This is a genomic window from Pseudomonas sp. UYEF17, assembly GCF_040546125.1.
In the GTDB taxonomy this organism is placed as follows: domain Bacteria; phylum Pseudomonadota; class Gammaproteobacteria; order Pseudomonadales; family Pseudomonadaceae; genus Aquipseudomonas; species Aquipseudomonas putida_Z.
In genome coordinates this window covers 87,748-108,947 of record NZ_JBEPNE010000017.1, presented here as the reverse complement: position 1 = coordinate 108,947, position 21,200 = coordinate 87,748, and the positions used below count along the sequence as shown (strand labels likewise).

Annotated in this window: 15 protein-coding genes; 12 read left to right on the top strand and 3 right to left on the bottom strand. The window is 63.6% G+C overall.

What is annotated here, in order from left to right:
• The first annotated feature begins 105 nt into the window (after positions 1-105).
• From ABIB24_RS21650 to ABIB24_RS21600, 11 genes are all read left to right on the top strand, one after another.
• Complete coding sequence (locus ABIB24_RS21650; RefSeq protein ID WP_003250005.1) at positions 106-282, top strand: hypothetical protein; 177 nt, start codon at positions 106-108, stop codon at positions 280-282.
• Positions 266-3,241 carry a sensor histidine kinase gene (locus ABIB24_RS21645; protein ID WP_170929334.1) on the top strand — a complete coding sequence of 992 codons (2,976 nt, stop codon included), beginning with the start codon at positions 266-268 and terminating at the stop codon, positions 3,239-3,241. The genes ABIB24_RS21650 and ABIB24_RS21645 overlap by 17 nt, the downstream gene beginning before the upstream one ends.
• A gap of 4 nt (positions 3,242-3,245) precedes the next feature.
• Entirely contained in the window at positions 3,246-4,688 is a 1,443-nt protein-coding gene (locus ABIB24_RS21640; protein ID WP_013974271.1) for a sigma-54-dependent transcriptional regulator, read from the top strand.
• A 1,003-nt stretch (positions 4,689-5,691) separates the two neighbouring features.
• The gene (locus ABIB24_RS21635) at positions 5,692-7,080 is read left to right on the top strand and encodes a polynucleotide adenylyltransferase PcnB (RefSeq protein WP_015271847.1); all 1,389 of its coding nucleotides are present in this window, start codon (positions 5,692-5,694) and stop codon (positions 7,078-7,080) included.
• Positions 7,077-7,556, top strand: a complete 480-nt coding sequence (gene folK / locus ABIB24_RS21630) for a 2-amino-4-hydroxy-6-hydroxymethyldihydropteridine diphosphokinase (RefSeq protein ID WP_137162445.1) — start codon at positions 7,077-7,079, stop codon at positions 7,554-7,556. Before ABIB24_RS21635 ends, folK begins: the two co-directional genes overlap by 4 nt.
• Before the next feature lie 262 nt (positions 7,557-7,818).
• Complete coding sequence (gene panB / locus ABIB24_RS21625; RefSeq protein ID WP_025340690.1) at positions 7,819-8,619, top strand: 3-methyl-2-oxobutanoate hydroxymethyltransferase; 801 nt, start codon at positions 7,819-7,821, stop codon at positions 8,617-8,619.
• A complete protein-coding gene (gene panC, locus ABIB24_RS21620) occupies positions 8,616-9,479 on the top strand; it encodes a pantoate--beta-alanine ligase (protein WP_354317172.1) in 864 nt (287 codons plus the stop codon). Before panB ends, panC begins: the two co-directional genes overlap by 4 nt.
• Before the next feature lie 227 nt (positions 9,480-9,706).
• A complete protein-coding gene (pgi, locus tag ABIB24_RS21615) occupies positions 9,707-11,371 on the top strand; it encodes a glucose-6-phosphate isomerase (protein WP_025340692.1) in 1,665 nt (554 codons plus the stop codon).
• 242 nt (positions 11,372-11,613) lie between these two features.
• Entirely contained in the window at positions 11,614-13,548 is a 1,935-nt protein-coding gene (gene acs / locus ABIB24_RS21610) for an acetate--CoA ligase (protein WP_025340693.1), read from the top strand.
• Between the two features lie 42 nt (positions 13,549-13,590).
• Complete coding sequence (locus ABIB24_RS21605) at positions 13,591-14,460, top strand: oxygenase MpaB family protein (RefSeq protein WP_274120300.1); 870 nt, start codon at positions 13,591-13,593, stop codon at positions 14,458-14,460.
• Positions 14,461-14,538: 78 nt separating this feature from the next.
• Positions 14,539-17,475 carry a DUF748 domain-containing protein gene (locus tag ABIB24_RS21600; RefSeq protein ID WP_354317169.1) on the top strand — a complete coding sequence of 979 codons (2,937 nt, stop codon included), beginning with the start codon at positions 14,539-14,541 and terminating at the stop codon, positions 17,473-17,475.
• A gap of 136 nt (positions 17,476-17,611) precedes the next feature.
• Here the strand turns inward: ABIB24_RS21600 and ABIB24_RS21595 are convergent, their stop codons facing one another.
• A complete protein-coding gene (locus ABIB24_RS21595; protein WP_010955354.1) occupies positions 17,612-18,025 on the bottom strand; it encodes a VOC family protein in 414 nt (137 codons plus the stop codon).
• A 60-nt stretch (positions 18,026-18,085) separates the two neighbouring features.
• Between ABIB24_RS21595 and ABIB24_RS21590 the strand changes: the two genes are divergently transcribed.
• Entirely contained in the window at positions 18,086-18,388 is a 303-nt protein-coding gene (locus ABIB24_RS21590) for a heme-binding protein (protein WP_354317166.1), read from the top strand.
• Positions 18,389-18,466: 78 nt separating this feature from the next.
• On the opposite strand, the gene ABIB24_RS21585 is transcribed toward ABIB24_RS21590, so the two are convergent.
• Together ABIB24_RS21585 and pnp are read right to left on the bottom strand one after the other, a co-directional pair.
• On the bottom strand, positions 18,467-18,817 hold the full coding sequence (locus ABIB24_RS21585) for a BON domain-containing protein (protein WP_025340697.1): 351 nt from the start codon (positions 18,815-18,817) through the stop codon (positions 18,467-18,469).
• A 263-nt stretch (positions 18,818-19,080) separates the two neighbouring features.
• The gene (pnp, locus tag ABIB24_RS21580) at positions 19,081-21,186 is read right to left on the bottom strand and encodes a polyribonucleotide nucleotidyltransferase (RefSeq protein ID WP_075046423.1); all 2,106 of its coding nucleotides are present in this window, start codon (positions 21,184-21,186) and stop codon (positions 19,081-19,083) included.
• Positions 21,187-21,200 lie beyond the last annotated feature (14 nt).

Here is a 21,200-nt window from a genome sequence, read left to right as displayed (position 1 = left end):
TAAATTCAACCTCTTGGCGAACCCTATGGATTCCCGCTAGCATCCGCCCAGCCATTTGCGCCAATAATAAGTCCAAGCCCGCAGCGCCCAACCATCGAGGCCAGCATGTACATCTATCGTTTGGTCCTGCTTCTGGTCGTGGGGATCTACCTGTTCTCCCCGGCCATCATGGACTGGTGGATCGAACCGACCGGAGCCTGGTATCGCCCTTACCTGCTCTGGCTGATCCTGATCGTCGTCACCTTCATCCTGCAGAGCCAACGAGATGCCGATGAGCTTTAGCCTGACCCAGATGATCCTGATCAGCGCCGCGTACCTCATGGTGCTGTTCGGCGTGGCCTGGATCAGCGAGCGGGGGTTGATCCCGCGCTCGATCATTCGCCACCCGCTGACCTACACCCTGTCGCTGGGTGTGTACGCCAGTGCCTGGGCTTTTTATGGATCGGTGGGCCTGGCCTACCAGTACGGCTACGGCTTCCTTGCCTGTTACCTGGGGGTGTCCGGTGCGTTCCTGCTGGCGCCGGTGCTGCTCTACCCGATCCTCAAGATCACCCGTACCTACCAGCTGTCCTCGCTGGCCGACCTGCTGGCGTTCCGTTTCCGCAGCACCTGGGCCGGGGCGCTGACCACCATCATCATGCTGATCGGCGTGCTGCCCTTGCTGGCCCTGCAGATCCAGGCGGTGGCCGACTCGATCAGCATCCTCACCGGTGAGCCGGTCAAGGCACGGGTGGCCTTCGCCTTCTGTGCGCTGATCATCCTGTTCACCATCTTCTTCGGCTCGCGGCACATCGCCACACGCGAAAAGCACGAAGGGCTGGTGTTCGCCATCGCCTTCGAGTCGGTGATCAAGCTGCTGGCCCTGGGCGGTATCGGCCTGTACGCCCTGTATGGCGTGTTCGGCGGCCCGCACGAACTGGAAGTGTGGCTGCTGCAGAACCAGACCGCCCTGGCGGCTCTGCATACGCCGCTGCAGGAAGGCCCATGGCGCACCCTGCTGCTGGTGTTCTTCGCCTCGGCCATCGTCATGCCGCACATGTACCACATGGCCTTCACCGAAAACCTCAACCCGCGCTCTCTGGTCAGCGCCAGCTGGGGCCTGCCGCTGTTCCTGCTGCTGATGAGCCTGGCCGTGCCGCTGGTGCTGTGGGCCGGCCTGCGCCTGGGCGCCACCACCAACCCCGAGTACTTCACCCTGGGCCTGGGGCTTGCCGCCAACAACCAGGCACTGGCGCTGCTGGCCTACGTCGGCGGCTTGTCGGCCGCCAGCGGGTTGATCATCGTCACCACCCTGGCGCTGTCGGGCATGGCCCTCAACCACCTGGTGCTGCCGCTGTACCAGCCGCCGGCCGAAGGCAACATCTACCGCTGGCTGAAGTGGACCCGCCGCGCGCTGATCGTCGCCATCATCACCGCCGGGTTCATGTTCTACCTGACCCAGAACAACCACCAGAGCCTGGCCAACCTGGGCATCGTCGCCTTCGTGGCCACGTTGCAGTTCCTGCCGGGCGTGCTGTCGGTGCTGTACTGGCCGACTGCCAACCGCCGTGGCTTCATCGCCGGCCTGCTGGCCGGCACCCTGGTGTGGATGGTGACCATGCTGCTGCCACTGCTTGGCAACCTGCAGGGCTTCTACATCCCGCTGCTGGACATGATCTACGTGCTGGACGACACCAGCTGGCACATGGCGGCCATCGCCTCGCTGGCGGCCAACGTGCTGTTGTTCACCCTGATCTCGCTGTTCACCAACGCCAGCAACGAAGAGGTCAGCGCCGCCGAAGCCTGCGCGGTGGACAACGTGCGCCGCCCGCAACGCCGCGAACTGCACGCCGCCTCGCCACAGGAGTTCGCCACCCAACTGGCCAAGCCGCTGGGCGCCAAGGCCGCACAGAAGGAAGTGGAACAGGCTCTGCGCGACCTCTACCTGCCATTCGACGAACGCCGCCCCTATGCCTTGCGCCGCCTGCGCGACCGTATCGAGGCCAACCTGTCCGGCCTGATGGGGCCGAGCGTGGCCCAGGACATGGTCGAGACCTTCCTGCCGTACAAGTCCGGTAACGAAAACTACGTGACCGAGGACATCCACTTCATCGAAAGCCGCCTGGAAGACTACCACTCGCGCCTGACCGGCCTGGCCGCCGAGCTCGACGCCCTGCGCCGCTACCACCGCCAGACCCTGCAGGAACTGCCCATGGGCGTCTGCTCGCTGGCCAAGGACCAGGAAATCCTGATGTGGAACAAGGCCATGGAAGAGCTCACCGGCATCGCTGCCAAGCACGTGGTCGGCTCGCGCCTGGTCACCATCAGCGAACCCTGGCGCGGCCTGCTGCAAGGCTTCATCAACGTGCCCGACGAACACCTGCACAAGCAGCGCCTGGCGCTGGACGGCCAGCCGCGCTGGCTGAACCTGCACAAGGCGGCCATCGACGAACCGCTGGCCCCGGGCAACAGCGGCCTGGTGCTGCTGGTAGAGGACCTTACCGAAACCCAGGCGCTGGAAGACAAGCTGGTGCACTCCGAACGCCTGGCCAGCATCGGCCGCCTGGCCGCCGGCGTGGCGCACGAGATCGGCAACCCGATCACCGGCATCGCCTGCCTGGCGCAGAACCTGCGCGAGGAGCGTGAGGGCGATGGCGAAATCATCGAGCTGTCCAGCCAGATTCTCGAACAGACCAAGCGGGTATCGCGCATCGTCCAGTCGCTGATGAGCTTCGCCCATGCCGGCGGCAGCCACCAGAACAGCGAAGAGCCGGTATGCCTGGCCGAAGTGGCGCAGGACGCCATCGGTCTGCTGGCGTTGAACCGGCGCAATTTCGAAGTACAGTTCTTCAACCTATGCGACCCGGAGCACTGGGCCGAAGGGGACCCGCAGCGCCTGGCCCAGGTGCTGATCAACCTGCTCTCCAACGCCCGCGACGCATCAAAGCCCGGCAGCGCCGTGCGCGTGCGCAGCGAAGTCAGCGAGCACACCGTCGACCTGATCGTCGAGGATGAGGGCAGCGGGATCCCGAAGAACATCATGGACCGCCTGTTCGAACCCTTCTTCACCACCAAGGACCCGGGCGAAGGAACCGGACTGGGGCTCGCTCTGGTCTATTCCATCGTGGAAGAGCATTATGGGCAAATCACCATCGACAGCCCGGCCGATATCGAACGGCAACGTGGCACCCGGATCCGCGTGACCCTGCCCCGGCATGTCGTAGCGACGTCCCCTGAAATTCGAGACCGTCGAGAGAATTGAATCAATGCCGCACATTCTGATCGTCGAAGACGAAACCATCATCCGCTCGGCCTTGCGTCGCCTGCTCGAACGGAACCAGTACCAGGTCAGCGAAGCCGGCTCGGTGCAGGAAGCCCAGGAACGCTTCAGCATTGCCACCTTCGACCTGATCGTCAGCGACCTGCGCCTGCCAGGCGCGCCCGGCACCGAGCTGATCAAGCTCGGCCAGGGCACCCCGGTGCTGATCATGACCAGCTACGCCAGCCTGCGCTCGGCGGTAGACTCGATGAAAATGGGCGCGGTGGACTACATCGCCAAGCCCTTCGACCACGACGAGATGCTGCAAGCGGTGGCGCGTATCCTGCGCGACCGGCAGAACGCCCCGGCTGCCGCACCGGCGGCCGAGCCACGCGCCACCAATGGCAAGGCCGCCCCGGCCGACAAAGGCAGCGCGGCAGCCGCCAATGGCGAAATCGGCATCATCGGCTCCTGCCCGCCAATGCAGGACATGTACAGCAAGATCCGCAAGGTCGCGCCCACCGATTCCAACGTGCTGATCCAGGGCGAGTCGGGCACCGGTAAAGAGCTGGTCGCACGCGCCCTGCACAACCTGTCGCGTCGGGCCAAGGCACCAATGATTTCGGTGAACTGCGCCGCCATCCCCGAGACACTGATCGAGTCCGAGCTGTTCGGCCACGAGAAAGGCGCGTTCACCGGCGCCAGCGCCGGGCGCGCCGGCCTGGTGGAAGCTGCCGATGGCGGTACCCTGTTCCTCGACGAAATCGGCGAACTGCCGCTGGAAGCCCAGGCCCGCCTGCTGCGCGTGCTGCAGGAAGGCGAGATTCGCCGGGTGGGTTCGGTACAGTCGCAAAAGGTCGATGTACGCCTGATCGCCGCGACCCACCGCGACCTGAAAAACCTGGCCAAGGCCGGCCAGTTCCGTGAAGACCTGTATTACCGCCTGCACGTGATCGCCCTGAAACTGCCTGCCCTGCGCGAGCGAGGCAGCGACGTCAACGAGATCGCCAGCGCCTTCCTCGCCCGCCAGAGCGCGCGCATCGGCCGCGACGACCTGCACTTCTCGGCCGAAGCCGAGCAGGCCATTCGTCACTACAGCTGGCCGGGTAACGTGCGAGAGCTGGAAAACGCCGTTGAGCGCGCGGTGATCCTCAGCGAGAGCGCAGAAATTTCCGCCGACCTGCTGGGCATCGACATCGAGCTGGGCGACCTGGAGGAGGACGAAATCCTCGACAACGCCCTGGTCGTGGCCAGTTCGGCGAATGCCAGCCATGAGCCGACCGAGGACCTGTCGCTGGAAGACTACTTCCAGCACTTCGTGCTCGAGCACCAGGACCACATGACCGAGACCGAACTGGCCCGCAAGCTCGGGGTCAGCCGCAAATGCCTGTGGGAACGCCGCCAGCGCCTGGGTATCCCGCGGCGCAAGAGCAATGCTACCAGCGAGTAACTCAACCTGCCCGCCACCGTACGCCGCAGCCTATGTGGCGCCTGTGAGATCGAGCGCCGCCCGCGCGGCGCTTCGCGGCACAAGGCCGCTCCCACATCTGTTTCGGGCCAATCATTCCTGTGCCAGATGGGTTGCAGCCTTGGTGCATGGCTGAAGTTGATGAAGAGCTGTCGCGCCCCCCTTGATATCGAATGGAACAGACAAGGCGGGCAGAGGAGACCTCACAGGAGTGACTGGCCCGAAACAGATGTGGGAGCGGCCTTGTGCCGCGAAGCGCCGCGCGGGCGGCGCTCGATCTCACAGGCGCTGAACGTGTCACGGCGAACACCCAGGTAACACCTCAGCCCCCGCAAAAATCTGTTACCCAAGCTTTCCGCCGTAACAGTTCCCGAGGCGTACGGTAACGAAATTTCGACATTTTCGACCGCTGAAAAACTGCTCACAACCTCTAAACCCTTGATTTTACTGGGTTTGCAAAAGTTGGCACGGCACCTGCTATATGTCTGGTACAAGAACAATAACAAGCACTGCAACTCAGAATAAGAACAAGACGAAACGGCTCACGCACAATAAAAACAAGACGGCGGAGGCGCAGCTAACTGATTCTTTTGGAGAGGATGCGTGTTTGGGGCTTGCCCCACAACCAGGCAGAGAACAATAAAAACTGCACTAAAAAGCAGCGCCTGAACTGGTTGGATCGACAGATCAACGTGACATCAGCGACCAAAGCAATCCGTTTGCTCTTAACCCCTGGATTGGGGGTCGTCCACAAGCTTCGAGATTTGTGGACAGGGCACTCAACAAAAACAAGAAGCCCAGCAAAAAAACAATAAGAGCACGCAACGACTTCTTGGGGAGCTTAGGCTCCCCTTGTCGTTTCTACCCTTCCGGCAGGCATCCTGCTACCCGCCTACACCATTCCTTGAGTAAATGCTAGAATCCCCGCCCATCATGCGGCCATTCTCCTATTCTTGGCCGAACATTCCTTCAAACAGTGCATCCCATGCTGAAGAAGCTGTTCCAGTCGTTCCGCCCGCCCGTACCGGGCCCGCACCACAGGCGCACCACGCCTGAGGTGATCAACAAGAGCCAGCACTCGCTGCAACGCCACCAGTTCAGCCGCCATGCGGTGAACATCGTGGAACGCCTGCAGAGCGCCGGTTACCAGGCTTACCTGGTCGGTGGCTGTGTCCGCGACCTGATGCTGGGCATCACGCCGAAAGACTTCGACGTCGCCACCAGTGCCACCCCCGAACAGGTCCGTGCCGAGTTCCGCAACGCGCGCATCATTGGCCGCCGCTTCAAGCTGGTCCACGTGCATTTCGGCCGTGAGATCATCGAAGTCGCCACCTTCCGCGCCCACCACTCGGAGGACGATCAGGGCGACAGCCACCGTTCGTCGCACAATGCCAGTGGCCGCATCCTGCGTGACAACGTGTACGGCACCCTGGAAGAGGACGCGCAACGTCGCGACTTCACCATCAACGCCCTGTACTACGACCCGGTCAGCGAGCGCATCCTCGACTACGCCAACGGCGTGCACGATATTCGCAACCGCCTGCTGCGCCTGATCGGTGACCCTACCCACCGCTACCAGGAAGACCCGGTGCGCATGCTGCGCGCGGTGCGTTTCGCCGCCAAGCTCGACTTCGGCATCGAAAAGCACACGGTCCAGCCGATCCGCGAGCTGGCCCCACTGCTGCGCGAGATTCCGCCTGCGCGCCTGTTCGAAGAGAGCCTCAAGCTGTTCCTCTCCGGCCAGGGCGCCATCGTCTTCGAGATGCTGGTCGACCTGCAGTTGTTCGAGCCGCTGTTCCCGGCCAGTTCGCATGCCTTGGACGAGCGCCCGACCTACACCCACACGCTGATCAGCCAGGCGCTGAACAACACCGACCTGCGCGTGAAGCAAGGCAAACCGGTAACCCCGGCCTTCCTCTTCGCCGCGCTGCTGTGGCCAGCCCTGCCGGCCCGCGTGCTGCACCTGCAGAACCAAGGCGTGCCGCCGATCCCGGCCATGAACGGTGCGGCCCACGACCTGATCGCCGAGCAATGCGCACGCATCGCCATCCCCAAGCGCTTCACCCTGCCGATCCGTGAGATCTGGGACATGCAGGAGCGCCTGCCACGCCGCAGCGGCAAGCGCGCCGACATGCTGCTGGACAACCCGCGCTTCCGTGCCGGCTACGACTTCCTGCTGCTGCGCGAAAGCGCCGGGGAAGAAACCGACGACCTCGGCCAGTGGTGGACCGACTACCAGGATGCCAACGACAGCGAGCGCCGCGAGATGATCCGCGAGCTGGGCAGCCGTGACGAAGGCACCGGCGCCGGCCCGCGCAAACGCAAGCGTAGCGGTGGCAAGCGCAAGCGCAGTGGCGACGAGGCCTTCGAGTGAGTACCCGCGCCTATATCGGCCTGGGCAGCAACCTGGACGCACCTGCCGAGCAGCTGCGCAGCGCCTTGCAGGCCCTCGACCAGGTCGAAGCCACGCGCCTGGTGGCGGCCTCGGCCCTATACACCAGCGATTCGCTGCTGCCCGGCCAGCCGCGCTATACCAACGCCGTCGCCGCCCTGGACACCGCCCTGCCACCGCTGGCCCTGCTCGATGCACTGCAGGCCATCGAGAACGATCAGGGCCGCGTGCGCAAGGAACGCTGGGGCCCGCGCACACTGGACCTGGACATCCTGCTGTTCGGCGACCAGGTGCTCGATGAGCCGCGCCTGAAAGTGCCGCATTACCACATGCATGCCCGGCCTTTCGTGCTGTACCCGCTGGCGGAACTGGTACCGAGCGATTTCCGCCTGGCCGACGGCCGCGCCCTCGCGCAACTGCTCGACGACTGCCCGTTCGTCGGCCTGGAACGCCTGTAAACCGGGCGTTCCAGCCTTGCACACTGGCGCGGTAACGCCAGTAACACCCTGATCGTAACAATGCGGTAACAGGGTGATTGACTTCCCCAACCTCGCTCACGACTATAGGCGTCCCGTGTGGCACCAAAGTGCCGCATACCCGTATTTAGGCCCGGACGGACCTGTGCCCGAACATCACGCCCGATGATGTGCCGCTCCGGAAGATGACTACACGCGTTGAATGCAGTCGTTTCTTACAGCGCCTGAACGAGGAATTTCCTACATGCCTGAAGTAACCCTGACCACCCTCAATGGCCTCAAGGCCAAGGGTGAAAAAATCACCATGCTGACCTGCTACGACGCGACCTTCGCCAAGGCCGCCAGCCAGGCCGGTGTCGAAGTGTTGCTGGTGGGCGACTCGCTGGGCATGGTCCTGCAAGGCCACGACAGCACACTGCCGGTGACCACCGCGGACATGGCCTACCATACCGCCAGCGTCAAACGTGGCAACGACGGCGCGCTGATCCTCGCCGACCTGCCGTTCATGGCACACGCCACCCCGGAGCAGGCCTTCGCCAACAGCGCCACGCTGATGCAGGCCGGCGCCCACATGATCAAGATCGAAGGCGCTGCCTGGCTGGCCGAGACCATCCGCCTGCTGGCCGAGCGTGGCGTGCCGGTGTGCGCGCACATGGGCCTGACCCCGCAGACTGTCAACGTGCTGGGCGGCTACAAGGTGCAGGGCCGCCAGGAAGCCCAGGCCCGGCAGATGCGCGCCGACGCCATCGCCCTGGAACAGGCCGGTGCAGCCATGCTGCTGCTCGAATGCGTGCCCAGCGAACTGGCGGCGGAAATCACCAGTGCCGTATCCATCCCGGTGATCGGCATTGGCGCCGGCAGCGGCACCGATGGCCAGGTACTGGTCCTGCACGACATGCTCGGCCTGTCGCTGAGCGGCCGGGTACCGAAGTTCGTGAAGAACTTCATGCAAGGCCAGCCGGATATCCACAGCGCCCTCGTCGCTTACGTCGAGGCGGTCAAGCAAGTCAGCTTCCCAGGCAGCGAACACGGGTTCAGTGCATGAATACAGTCAAGACCGTCCGCGAACTGCGCGCCGCAGTCGCCCGCGCCCGCGGTGAAGGCAAGCGCATCGGCTTCGTGCCGACCATGGGCAACCTGCACAGCGGCCATGCCGCCCTGGTGACCAAGGCTGCGCAGCGCGCCGATTTCGTGGTCGCCAGCATCTTCGTCAACCCGCTGCAGTTCGGCGCCAACGAAGACCTCGACAAGTACCCGCGCACCCTGGCCGCCGACCAGGAGCGCCTGCTCCAGGCTGGCTGCAATCTGCTGTTCGCGCCCAGCGTCGAAGAGATGTACCCCGACGACATGAGCGTGCAAACCCGCGTCAGCGTGCCCCACCTTTCCGAAGGCCTGTGCGGCGCCAGCCGGCCCGGGCATTTCGAAGGCGTGGCCACCGTGGTCAGCAAGCTGTTCAACATGGTCCAGCCCGACCTTGCCGTGTTCGGTGAAAAGGACTTCCAGCAGCTGGCGGTGATCCGTGCCATGGTGCGCGACCTGAACATGCCGATCCAGATCATCGGCGAGCCCACCGTGCGGGCCGAGGACGGCCTGGCGCTGTCGTCGCGCAACGGTTACCTCACGCCTGAGCAGCGTGCTGCGGCGCCAGCGTTGTACCGCACGCTGCAGCACATCGCTGCTGGCATCGGCCGTGGCCAACGGGACTTTGCCGCACTGGTTGCCGAAGGCCAGACGCAGTTGACCGCCGCTGGTTTCCGGCCGGATTACCTGGAAGTGCGTCATGCCGTGAGCCTGCGCCCGGCAGTGATCGATGATCGAGACCTGGTGGTAATCGCGGCGGCTTACCTGGGTAACACACGGTTGATCGACAACCTGTACCTGCATCTGGAAGAGAAGACCGCGTAACGGCCTGGGGCTGCCTTGCAGCCCATTCGCAGCACAAGGCTGCTCCTACAGAAGATCGCCTTCCTTTGTAGGAGCAGCCTTGTGCTGCGAAGGAGCGCAAAGCGCCCCCAAATTCCCCCGCCATACCCATTCCCTGCAAGTGGCCTTTGCCTATAATGGTGCCAGCCTGAACCCGGCAATGAGTGCCGTGTCCAAGGTCTCACCACGCACCAAGGGAACCCCGCGCAATGGCGTATTACCGTACACCCCACGATGTCACGGCCCTGCCCGCCTGGCAGGCGCTCCAGCAACACCGCGACGCCATGCAAGGCTTCAGCATGCGCGAAGCCTTCGCCGCCGATGCCAAGCGCTTCGACCAGTTCTCCCTGAGCTCCTGCGGCCTGTTCCTCGACTACTCGAAAAACCTGATCACCGAACAAAGCCGCGACCTGCTGGTGAACCTGGCCAACGAAGTGGGCCTGCAGGACGCCATCAAGTCGATGTTCAGTGGCGAAATCATCAACGCCTCCGAAGGCCGCCCGGTGCTGCACACCGCCCTGCGCCGGCCGGTGGGCGACAAGCTCAGCGTCAACGGCGTGAACGTGATGCCGGAAGTGCACAAGGTGCTCAACCAGATCACCGAACTGGTCGGCCGCATCCACGACGGCCTGTGGCGCGGCTACAGCGAAAAACCGATCACCGACGTGGTCAACATCGGCATCGGTGGCTCGTTCCTCGGCCCCGAGCTGGTCTCCGAGGCGCTGCTGCCCTACGCCCAGCGCGGCGTGCGCTGCCACTACCTGGCGAACATCGACGGCAGTGAGTTCCACGAGCTGTCGGCCAACCTGCGCGCCGAAACCACCCTGTTCATCGTCTCGTCGAAGTCGTTCAACACCCTCGAGACCTTGAAGAACGCCATGGCCGCGCGTACCTGGTACCTGGCCCAGGGCGGCTCGGAAGCCGAGCTGTACCGCCACTTCATCGCCGTTTCCAGCAACAAGGCCGCCGCCGTGGCCTTCGGCATCCGCGAAGAAAACATCTTCCCGATGTGGGACTGGGTGGGCGGGCGCTACTCGCTATGGTCGGCCATCGGCCTGCCGATCGCCCTGGCCATCGGTACCGCCAACTTCAAGGAACTGCTGTCCGGTGCCTACACCATGGACCAGCACTTCCAGACCGCGCCGTTCGAAAAGAACATGCCGGTACTGCTGGCCCTGCTGGGCGTTTGGTACGGCAACTTCTGGGGCGCACAGAGCCACGCGATCCTGCCGTACGACCACTACCTGCGCAACATCACCAAGCACCTGCAGCAGCTGGACATGGAGTCCAACGGCAAGAGCGTGCTGCAGGACGGTACCCCGGTGAAAACCGACACCGGCCCGGTGATCTGGGGCGGCGTCGGCTGCAACGGCCAGCATGCCTACCACCAATTGCTGCACCAAGGCACCCAGCTGATTCCGGCCGACTTCATCGTGCCGGTGGTGAGCTTCAACCCGGTGGCCGACCATCACCAGTGGCTGTACGCCAACTGCCTGTCGCAGAGCCAGGCGCTGATGCTGGGCAAGACCCGCGAAGAAGCCGAAGCCGAGCTGCGTGGCAAAGGCCTGAACGAAGCGGACATCGAAAAGCTGGCCCCGCACAAGGTGATCCCGGGCAACCGCCCGAGCAATACCCTGGTGGTGGAGCGCATCAGCCCACGCCGCCTGGGCGCGCTGGTGGCGATGTACGAGCACAAGGTCTTCGTACAGAGCGTGATCTGGGGCATCAACGCCTTCGACCAGTGGGGCGTGGAGCTGGGCAAGGAGCTGGGCAAGGGCGTTTACCAACGCCTGGTCGGCAGCCTGGAAGACAGTGCCGAAGATGGCTCTACCCAAGGCCTGATCAACTACTTCCGCGGCCGTCACCGCGGTTGATCCCAAAGCCGTCACACGGTCGCTCCGTGTAGGAGCGGCCTTGTGTCGCGATGGGCCGCAGAGCGGCCCCGACAATTGATGCGCCAGCGCTGAGATCCCGGGGCCGCTCTGCGGCCCATCGCGACACAAGGCCGCTCCTACAGGGACCGAGTCTACCCTCAAGGAACATCACCTCTGGCTACACTGTCCTATCGAATAGCCGTTGCAGTCCATCGCCCCTTACAAGAGCAGGACCACCCGCCATGTTCGATATCCGCAACTACCCCCAGGCCCTGGCCGTCAGCCAGTCCGCCGCCCTTACCCCCGACGAGTACCGCCGCCTCTACCGCCAGTCGGTTGATGACCCCGACACCTTCTGGGCCGAACAGGCCAAGCGCCTGGATTGGATAAAACCCTGGTCGAGCGTGCAGCAATGCGACCTGAAGACCGGCAGCGCCCGCTGGTTCGACGGCGCCCAGCTCAACGTCAGCTACAACTGCATCGACCGCCACCTGGCACGACGCGGCGAACAGACCGCCCTGCTGTGGGAAGGCGATGACCCCAAGGATTCCAAGGCCATCACCTACCGCGAACTGCACCGCCAGGTCTGCCGCCTGGCCAATGCGCTGAAAGCACGCGGGGTGAAGAAAGGCGACCGGGTGTGCATCTACATGCCGATGATCCCCGAGGCCGCCTTCGCCATGCTTGCCTGCACCCGCATCGGTGCCATCCACTCGGTGGTGTTCGGCGGCTTCTCGCCCGATGCCCTGCGCGACCGTATCCTCGATGCCGACTGCCGTACGGTGATCACCGCCGATGAAGGCGTGCGCGGCGGTAAACGCATCCCGCTGAAACAGAACGTCGACAAGGCCCTGGCCAGCTGCCCCGCGGTCAGCAGCGTATTCGTGGTGCGCCGCACCGGCGGCGATGTCGCCTGGGCCGAAGGCCGTGACCTCTGGTACCACGAGGCAACGGAAAAGGCCGGCGACGACTGCGCTCCCGAGCCGATGGGCGCCGAAGACCCGCTGTTCATCCTCTACACCTCCGGCAGCACCGGCAAACCCAAAGGCGTGCTGCACACTACCGGCGGCTACCTGCTGCAGGCCACCCTCACCTTCAAGGTGGTGTTCGACTACCGTGACGGCGAGGTGTTCTGGTGCACCGCCGATGTCGGCTGGGTCACCGGCCACAGCTACATCGTCTATGGCCCGCTGGCCAATGGCGCGATCTCGCTGATGTTCGAAGGCGTGCCCAACTACCCGGACACCTCGCGCTTCTGGCAAGTGGTGGACAAGCACCAGGTGAACATCTTCTACACCGCCCCGACTGCCCTGCGCGCGCTGATGCGCGAAGGCTCCGCGCCGCTGCAAAACACTTCACGCCAGAGCCTGCGCCTGCTGGGCAGCGTCGGCGAGCCGATCAACCCCGAAGCCTGGGAGTGGTATTTCGAGGAAGTCGGGCAAAAGCGCTGCCCCATCGTCGATACCTGGTGGCAGACCGAAACCGGCGGCATCATGCTCACCCCGTTGCCCGGCTCGCAGTCGCTCAAGCCCGGCTGTGCCACCCAGCCCATGTTCGGCGTACAACCAGTGCTGCTGGACGAAAAGGGCAAGCTCATCGAAGGCCCCGGTGCCGGCCTGCTGGTGATCAAGGCCAGCTGGCCCGGGCAGATCCGTAGCGTCTATGGCGACCATCAGCGCATGGTCGACACCTACTTCAAGCCGATGCCCGGCTATTACTTCACCGGCGACGGTGCCCGCCGCGATGCCGATGGTGACTACTGGATCACCGGGCGTATCGATGACGTGATCAACGTTTCCGGCCACCGTATCGGTACCGCCGAAGTGGAAAGCGCGCTGGTGCTGCATGACAGCGTCGCCGAAGCGGCGGTGGTCGGTTACCCCCACGACCTCAAGGGCCAGGGCGTTTATGCCTTCGTCACGCCCATGAATGGCGTAACGCCGGACGACGCGCTCAAGGCCGAGTTGCTGGCCCTGGTCAGCAAGGAAATCGGCAGTTTCGCCAAGCCCGAGCTGATCCAGTGGGCCCCGGCGCTGCCCAAGACGCGCTCAGGCAAGATCATGCGGCGTATACTGCGCAAGATCGCCTGCAACGAACTCGACAACCTGGGCGATACCTCGACCCTGGCCGACCCAAGTGTGGTGCAGGGCCTGATCGACAAACGCCTCAACCAGTAACCGGCGGCCGCTGTTCATGGCCGCCCTGAACCACAGGTCGCCATGGAAGCCCTTCGCCGCCGCATCGAAACCCAGGTCATGAGCCTTACCGGGCTGGCCCTCGGCCAGCTCGACCTGGAATCGCCCAAGGGCGACCCCGGCCTGTTCGGCCCGCACAGCATCAGCTGGCGGGTACATGGCGACTTCCCGAGCATGCTGGTCGGTGGCATCAGCGCCCTCATGCTGCAATTGCTGCACCCGCTGGCCCTGGCCGGGGTGTGGGACCACTCCAACTTCCGTGAAGACCTGCTCGGCCGCCTGCGCCGCACCAGCCAATTCATCTCCGGCACCACCTTCGGCGCCACCCGCGATGCCGAGTGGCTGATCGACAAGGTACGCACCATCCACTTGCAGGTGACCGGCACCGCGCCGGATGGCCGCCCATATGCGGCCAGCGACCCGGACCTGCTGACCTGGGTGCATGTGGCGGAAGTCAGCAGCTTCCTCGCCGCCCACCTGCGTTACCGCAACCCGCACCTTGCGCGCGCCGAGCAGGATGCCTACTACGCAGAGATCGCGCTGATCGCCGAGCGCCTTGGCGCCCGCGACGTGCCGCGCTCGTGCCAGCAGGTCGAGGACTACCTGCAGCGCATGCGGCCGCAGTTGCACTGCGACGCCCGCAGCCATGAGGTGGTCGGCATCCTGCTCGATGCCCCCGCCCCCAGCCGCCTGGCACAGCCGGTGGGCAAGCTGATGCTGCACGCCGGCATCGACCTGCTGCCGGCCTGGGCCCAGGCCATGCTCGGCCTGCAGCACGGCCCGTTGCAGCGGCGCATGATCCGCCTGGGGCTGCAACGCACCGCGCCGATATTGCGCTGGGCGATGCGCGACGGCTCGGCGCATCGGGCCAAACGGCGCATGGGTATCGAATGAGGTCAGATGGTCGCCTCAGCGGAACTGATTTAACGTGCCATACTCCAAGCTCTCCTGCTTAGACAGACGAAGCGACACATGTACAAAGGATTGACTCGCGCCGCTGGCGCACTGCTGGCCCTCGTAGCCCTCTACAGCCTTCTCGGCTTTCTCGTTCTCCCCGGTGTCGCGCTGCGCATCGCCAACCAGCAGTTGGCCCAGTACGCGACCGTGCCTGCCCACCTCGAACGGATCGAGCTCAACCCCTTCAGCCTCGAGCTGACGCTGTGGGGCCTGCAGATCGGCGAGCCGGGCAAGGAGCAGGTCGGCTTCGAGCGGCTGTACGCCAACCTCTCGCTCGACAGCCTGTGGAGCGGAGCCCTGCACCTGGACGCAGTGGAACTGGTCAAGCCACGCAACGAAGTGCTGTTCGCCAAGGACGGTACCCTCAACCTGACCCGCCTGTTCAAGCTGCCAGCCAGCGAAGCCAAGCCCGACGAGCCGCCCAGCGACCCGTTCCCGCTACGCATCGGCAGCATCAAGCTCAGCGACGGCTACCTGCACTTCGAGGACGTGCGCCCGAGCGAGCCGATCGAGTTCCTCTACGACAACATGAACCTGGAGCTGAAAAACCTCAGCACCCTGCCCAACGACAATGCCGACATGACCCTGGTGGCCATCGGCCCCAACGGCGGGCGTATCGACTGGAAAGGTACCCTGAGCCTGGCCCCGATCGCCTCTGAAGGCACACTGAAGATCACCGAAGGCAAGATGAAGGCATTCTGGCCCTATGTGCGCGATGCCGTGCCACTGGTGCTGGAAGAGGGCGTGGTCAGCCTCGACACCCACTACAAGCTCAACCTTGCCAAACAGACCGAACTGTTGCTGGACAACGCGTCGGTGCGCATCGCCCCGTTTGCCATCAAGGCCCCGGATGGCCGCCCGCTGGCACGCCTGGCCAGCCTGGAGGTAAGCGAAACCTCGGTCGACCTGGTCAAGCAACTGGTCACCGTGGGCAAGATCCGCAGCGGAAAACTGGAAACCTGGGCCGCGCTGGAAAAGGACGGCCAGCTCGACTGGCAGAAGCTGTTCGCCAGCCAGCCGGCCAAGGCCACGCCGAAGGAAAAGGCCGAGCCGGCAGCCGCCGAACCCACGCCCGAACAGCAAGCCGCCAAGGAGCCGAGCAAACCCTGGCAGGTGCTGCTCAAGGATGTGCAACTGCGTAACTACCTGGTGCACCTGGCAGACCGTACCCAGAAGGAGCCGGTGGCCCTCGACGTCGGCCCGCTCAACGCCGACCTGCAAGGTTTCGACAGCCTCAACAAGTCGCCCTTCACCCTCAAGCTCGATACCGGCGTGGGCAAGCAAGGCAAACTGCAGGCGGCCGGCCAGGTCAACCTGGCGCCCATCTGGGCCAAGCTGGACGTGAGCACCCGCGACATCGACCTGCGAGTGGCCCAAGCCTATATCAGCCCGTTCATCCTGCTGGAGCTACGCAGCGGCATGCTCGCCAGCGACCTCAAGGTCGACCTGAAGAACACCGCACCGCTGGCCTTCAGCGTTACCGGCAAGGCACAGGTCAGCCAGCTGCACACTCTCGACACCATCAAAAGCCGTGACTTCGTCAAATGGCAGCAGGTGAACGTCGACGGCCTGTCCTACGTGCACGGCGATGCGCTGTCGATCGACAAGGTGACTCTGCTGCAACCCTATGCGCGCTTCATCATCAACGAGGACCGCACCACCAACATCAACGATCTGCTGATTCCGCAGCCGGCCGGCGCCCCGGCGACCAGCCAGGCCAAGCCGGCCGCTGCCAGCAACGACAAGCCGCTGGGCATCCACATCGGCCAGATCGACATCAACGACGGCTCGGCCAACTTCGCCGACCTGTCCCTCACCCCCAACTTCGCCACGGCCATCCAGCAGCTCAACGGCCGGATCGGCACCATCGACAACCGCAAGCCGGTGCCGGCCAAGGTCGACGTCAAGGGCAAGGTCGACCGCTACGCGCCGGTCACCATCAAAGGCGCCCTCAACCCGTTCAACCCGCTGGCCAGCCTGGACATCGCCACCAGCTTCAAGCGGGTCGAGCTGACCACACTCACCCCCTACTCCGGCAAGTTCGCCGGCTTCCGCATCCGCAAGGGCCGGCTCAACCTCGACCTGCACTACCTGATCACCAATGGCCAGCTGAAGGCTGAAAACAAGGTGGTGGTAGAGCAGCTGCAGTTGGGCGAGAAGGTCGACAGCCCGGACGCAGTGGACCTGCCGATCCGCTTGGCGGTTGCGTTGCTGAAGGACACCGAAGGCAAGATCTCGATCGAGCTGCCGGTGTCCGGCGACCTCAACAACCCGCAGTTCAGCGTGATGCCGATCGTCTGGCAAACCCTGCGCAACCTGGTGTTGCGTGCGGCGCAGGCACCGTTCAAGTTCATTGGCGGGCTGGTTGCCGGGGGTGGCTCGCAAGACCTGGGCAACGTGGCCTTCGCCCCGGGCTCCAGCGAGCTCGGTAGCGACGCCCAGGCATCGCTGGACAAGCTGGCGTCGGCCCTGAAGGAACGCCCGGAACTGCGCCTGGAAATCGAAGGCACCAGCGCCCAGGCCAGCGATGGCCCGCTGATCGCCCAGCAGCGCCTGGAGCGTGAGTACCAGGCCACCTGGTACAAGATCCTGCAGCGTCGCGGTGACAAAGTGCCGGCCAATGCCTCGATGCTGGTGGTCGACGACAGTGACAAACCGGCGATGCTCGAAGGCATCTACCGTAACCGCCTGAAGCAGCAGCCGCCTGCCGAATGGGAGCAACTGGGCCGCGACGAGCGCACCGCCAAGCTGCGCGAGGCGGTGATCAAGTCCTGGGCCGAGAGTACTGCGCTACTGCGCACGCTGGGCCAGGAGCGGGCCAGCAGCATCAAGGATTACCTGGTGGACAAAGGCCAGCTGGAAGATGACCGGGTGTACTTCATCGATACCAACCTGGGCCAGGCCGAGAGCGATGGGCGGGTGGTGACGCCGATGCATCTGGATGCCGAGTAACTTCTACTAGCAGGTCTGGCCTCTTCGCGGGCTTGCCCGCTCCCACAGGGACCGCACACAGTTCAAGGCCTGTGCAGTACCTGTGGGAGCGGGCTCATCGGGGCGCCGAACCGCCGCGAAGAGGCCGGTACAGGCTTCACACCAAACGCTGCCCCGACACCGCCGGATGGTACAACGGCTGCACCTTGTTCCCTGCCGGGTCCAACAGGTGGAAGCTGCGCGCCCCGTCACCATGGTTGAACGGCCGGTCCAGCAAGGTCACGCCGTGCGCCTTGAAGTACTGGTACCAGGCTTCCAGCTCCTCCACGCTATCGACGATGAACCCATAGTGGTCCAGGGTCTGCAACCCATTGGCCGCCCCTGCCCCACGCCCCAGCGACAGGTTGTCGTTACCACAAGTGAGGTACACCAGGTCTTCGTTGGCGCGGTTCAGCACTTCCATGCCCAGCACATCGACGTAGAAGCGTTCACACTCCTCCAGGTTGGGTACCAACAAGGCAATATGACGCAGGCCGTTCAGGCGGCCAGGGCGTGCAGGCAATTCGGACATTGGCGAGGCTCCATTTTTGTATACAATTCATAATGGAATTTAAAACAAAAGGAGAGCCTTGTGTATAGCCTGTTCATCAAGACCCGAGTGAAGCCCGGTTACGCCGAGGAATTTCTGACTGCGATCAAGGACAATGCCGCGGCTTCCGTTGCCAACGAACCTGGCTGCCTGGTGTTCGATGTGTCGCAGGACCGGGTCGACCCGGAGGTGATCTACCTGTACGAGATCTACCGCGATGATGCGGCGTATGACGCGCATACGCAGACTGCGCACTTTCGCGATAGCCGGCCGTTGGTCGAGCCGCTGATCGTCGAGCAGGAATGCTTCGAGAGTGATGTGATTGCGCGTAATCCGGTGTACTAGCCACCAATGAAAAGCCCCGGCAAATAGCCGGGGCTCGGAGCGAAGGTGGCCAAATCCTTTTGGCCGACGGGACATTCCTTATTCGGCTTTCAGGCCGTCCGACATCACACTTTTGACGCCTTTGATGTTCTTGGTAATACGAACAGCTTCTTCTTTCTGGGACTGAGTCACCGCCACGTCAGACGACAGCGAGACGACACCTTGGCTGGTCTCGACTTTGATGTCGCTGCCTGGAATACCTTTTTCAGTCAGCAGGTCCGCTTTCACTTTGGTGGTGATCCAGGTGTCAGAACCTTCCTGCTTGGCGTTGTCCACGGTATTGGCGGCCAACATGACTGGAGCCTGGGTTGGCTCTGCAGCGAATGCGCCGTTAGCCATGGTCAGGGTCAGGGCGGTAGCAGTAGCGGCAGCAATGGCGAACTTCTTCATGTGAGTCACTCCTGTTTTTCGAAAGGTCTGCGCCGTATGTCCTGGCGTCAGATATGAAGGTAGTTGCACGCGCTGTGCCAGATTTTCCGCTTCGCTTGTTTCCTTTAAAATCAATAAGTTAGCGAAAAACCAGCATTCCCGTCGTCGTGCATTTTGCAATCTGCACGGTAAACCTGCATGCAAGATGCAAGTCCGCAAAAGGTTCCCTTTCGCCCAAGAAAAAAGGGCCCCGAAGGGCCCTTTTTTTGTTGCGTGGCAGTCGCTTAGACGCCCGAGGCCTTGGCCGCGGCAACGTCCTTGATCGACAGCTTGATACGGCCGCGGTTGTCCACGTCCAGTACCAGTACTTCGACTTCCTGGCCTTCTTTCAGGATGTCGGTGACTTTCTCGACGCGAGCATCGCTCAGCATGGAGATGTGCACCAGGCCGTCCTTGCCAGGCAGGATGTTGACGAAGGCACCGAAGTCGACGATGCGCTCGACCTTGCCGACGTAGATCTTGCCGATCTCGGCCTCGGCGGTGATGCCCAGGATGCGCTGCTTGGCAGCCTCTGCCGCTTCCTTGGTTTCGCCGAAGATCTTGATCGAGCCGTCGTCTTCGATGTCGATCGAAGCCTTGGTCTCTTCGCAGATGGCGCGAATGGTGGCACCACCTTTACCGATGACGTCACGGATCTTGTCGGTGTCGATCTTCATCGCGATCATGGTCGGGGCGTTGGCCGACAGCTCGCTACGCGACTGGGCGATGATCTGGTTCATCTGGCCGAGGATGTTCAGGCGCGCTTCCAGGGCCTGGCCCAGGGCGATTTCCATGATCTCTTCGGTGATGCCGTTGATCTTGATGTCCATCTGCAGCGCAGTAACACCCTTGGCGGTACCGGCTACCTTGAAGTCCATGTCACCCAGGTGGTCTTCGTCACCCAGGATGTCGGTCAGGACGGCGAACTTGTCACCTTCCTTGACCAGGCCCATGGCGATACCGGCAACCGGTGCCTTCATCGGTACACCGGCGTCCATCAGGGCCAGGGAAGCACCACAGACCGAAGCCATGGAGCTGGAACCGTTGGATTCGGTGATTTCCGATACCACGCGGATGGTGTACGGGAAGTCGCTGTCGCTCGGCAGCATGGCCTGCACGCCACGACGGGCCAGGCGGCCGTGGCCGATTTCACGACGGCCGGCGCCGCCCATGCGGCCGCACTCACCCACCGAGAACGGCGGGAAGTTGTAGTGCAGCATGAACGGGTCTTTCTTCTCGCCTTCCAGGGTGTCCAGCAGCTGGGCGTCACGGGCAGTACCCAGGGTCGCGACGACCAGGGCCTGGGTTTCGCCACGGGTGAACAGCGCCGAACCGTGGGTCTTCGGCAATACGCCAACTTCGATGTTCAGCGGGCGCACGGTGCGGGTGTCACGGCCGTCGATACGCGGTTTGCCGTTGACGATGTTCTCGCGGACGGTGCGGTATTCCAGCTCGCCGAAGATGTCCTTGATGGCGCTGGCGGACGGGCCGGTCTCTTCGTTGCTCAGACGGGCAACAGCCTCGTCGCGCAGCTGGCCCAGGCGGTTGTAACGGTCAGCCTTCTGAGTGATGGTGTAGGCCTGCGAAACGGCTTCGCCGAACTCGCCACGCACCAGGTTCATCAGCTCGACGTTGGCTGGGGCTGGCTGCCAGTCCCAGGTCGGCTTGCCGGCTTCGGCGGCCAGTTCCTTGACGGCCTGGATCACGGCCTGGAATTCGTCGTGGGCGAACAGTACGGCGCCCAGCATCTGGTCTTCGGTCAGCTCTTTGGCTTCCGATTCAACCATCAGTACAGCGTCGGAGGTACCGGCTACGACCATGTCCAGGCTCGAGGCAGCCAGTTGCTCGTAGGTCGGGTTCAGCAGGTAGCCGGTGCTTTCGTGGAAGGCAACGCGAGCGGCGCCGATCGGGCCTTCGAACGGAATGCCGGAAATGGCCAGGGCAGCCGAGGTACCGATCATCGCAGCGATGTCCGGGTCGGTCTTCTTGCTGGTGGAAACCACGGTGCAGACGACCTGCACTTCGTTCATGAAGCCTTCCGGGAACAGCGGACGGATCGGACGGTCGATCAGGCGCGAGGTCAGGGTCTCTTTCTCGGAAGGACGGCCTTCACGCTTGAAGAAGCCACCCGGGATCTTGCCGGCGGCGTAGGTCTTTTCCTGGTAGTGGACCGACAACGGGAAGAAACCCTTGCCTGGATCGGCCTGTTTGGCGCCTACCACAGTCACCAGCACGGTGACGTCGTTGTCGACGGTCACCAGCACGGCGCCGGTTGCCTGACGGGCAATACGGCCCGTTTCGAGAGTAACGGTCGATTGACCGAACTGGAAAGTCTTGATTACCGGGTTCACGGTTTCCTACCTTT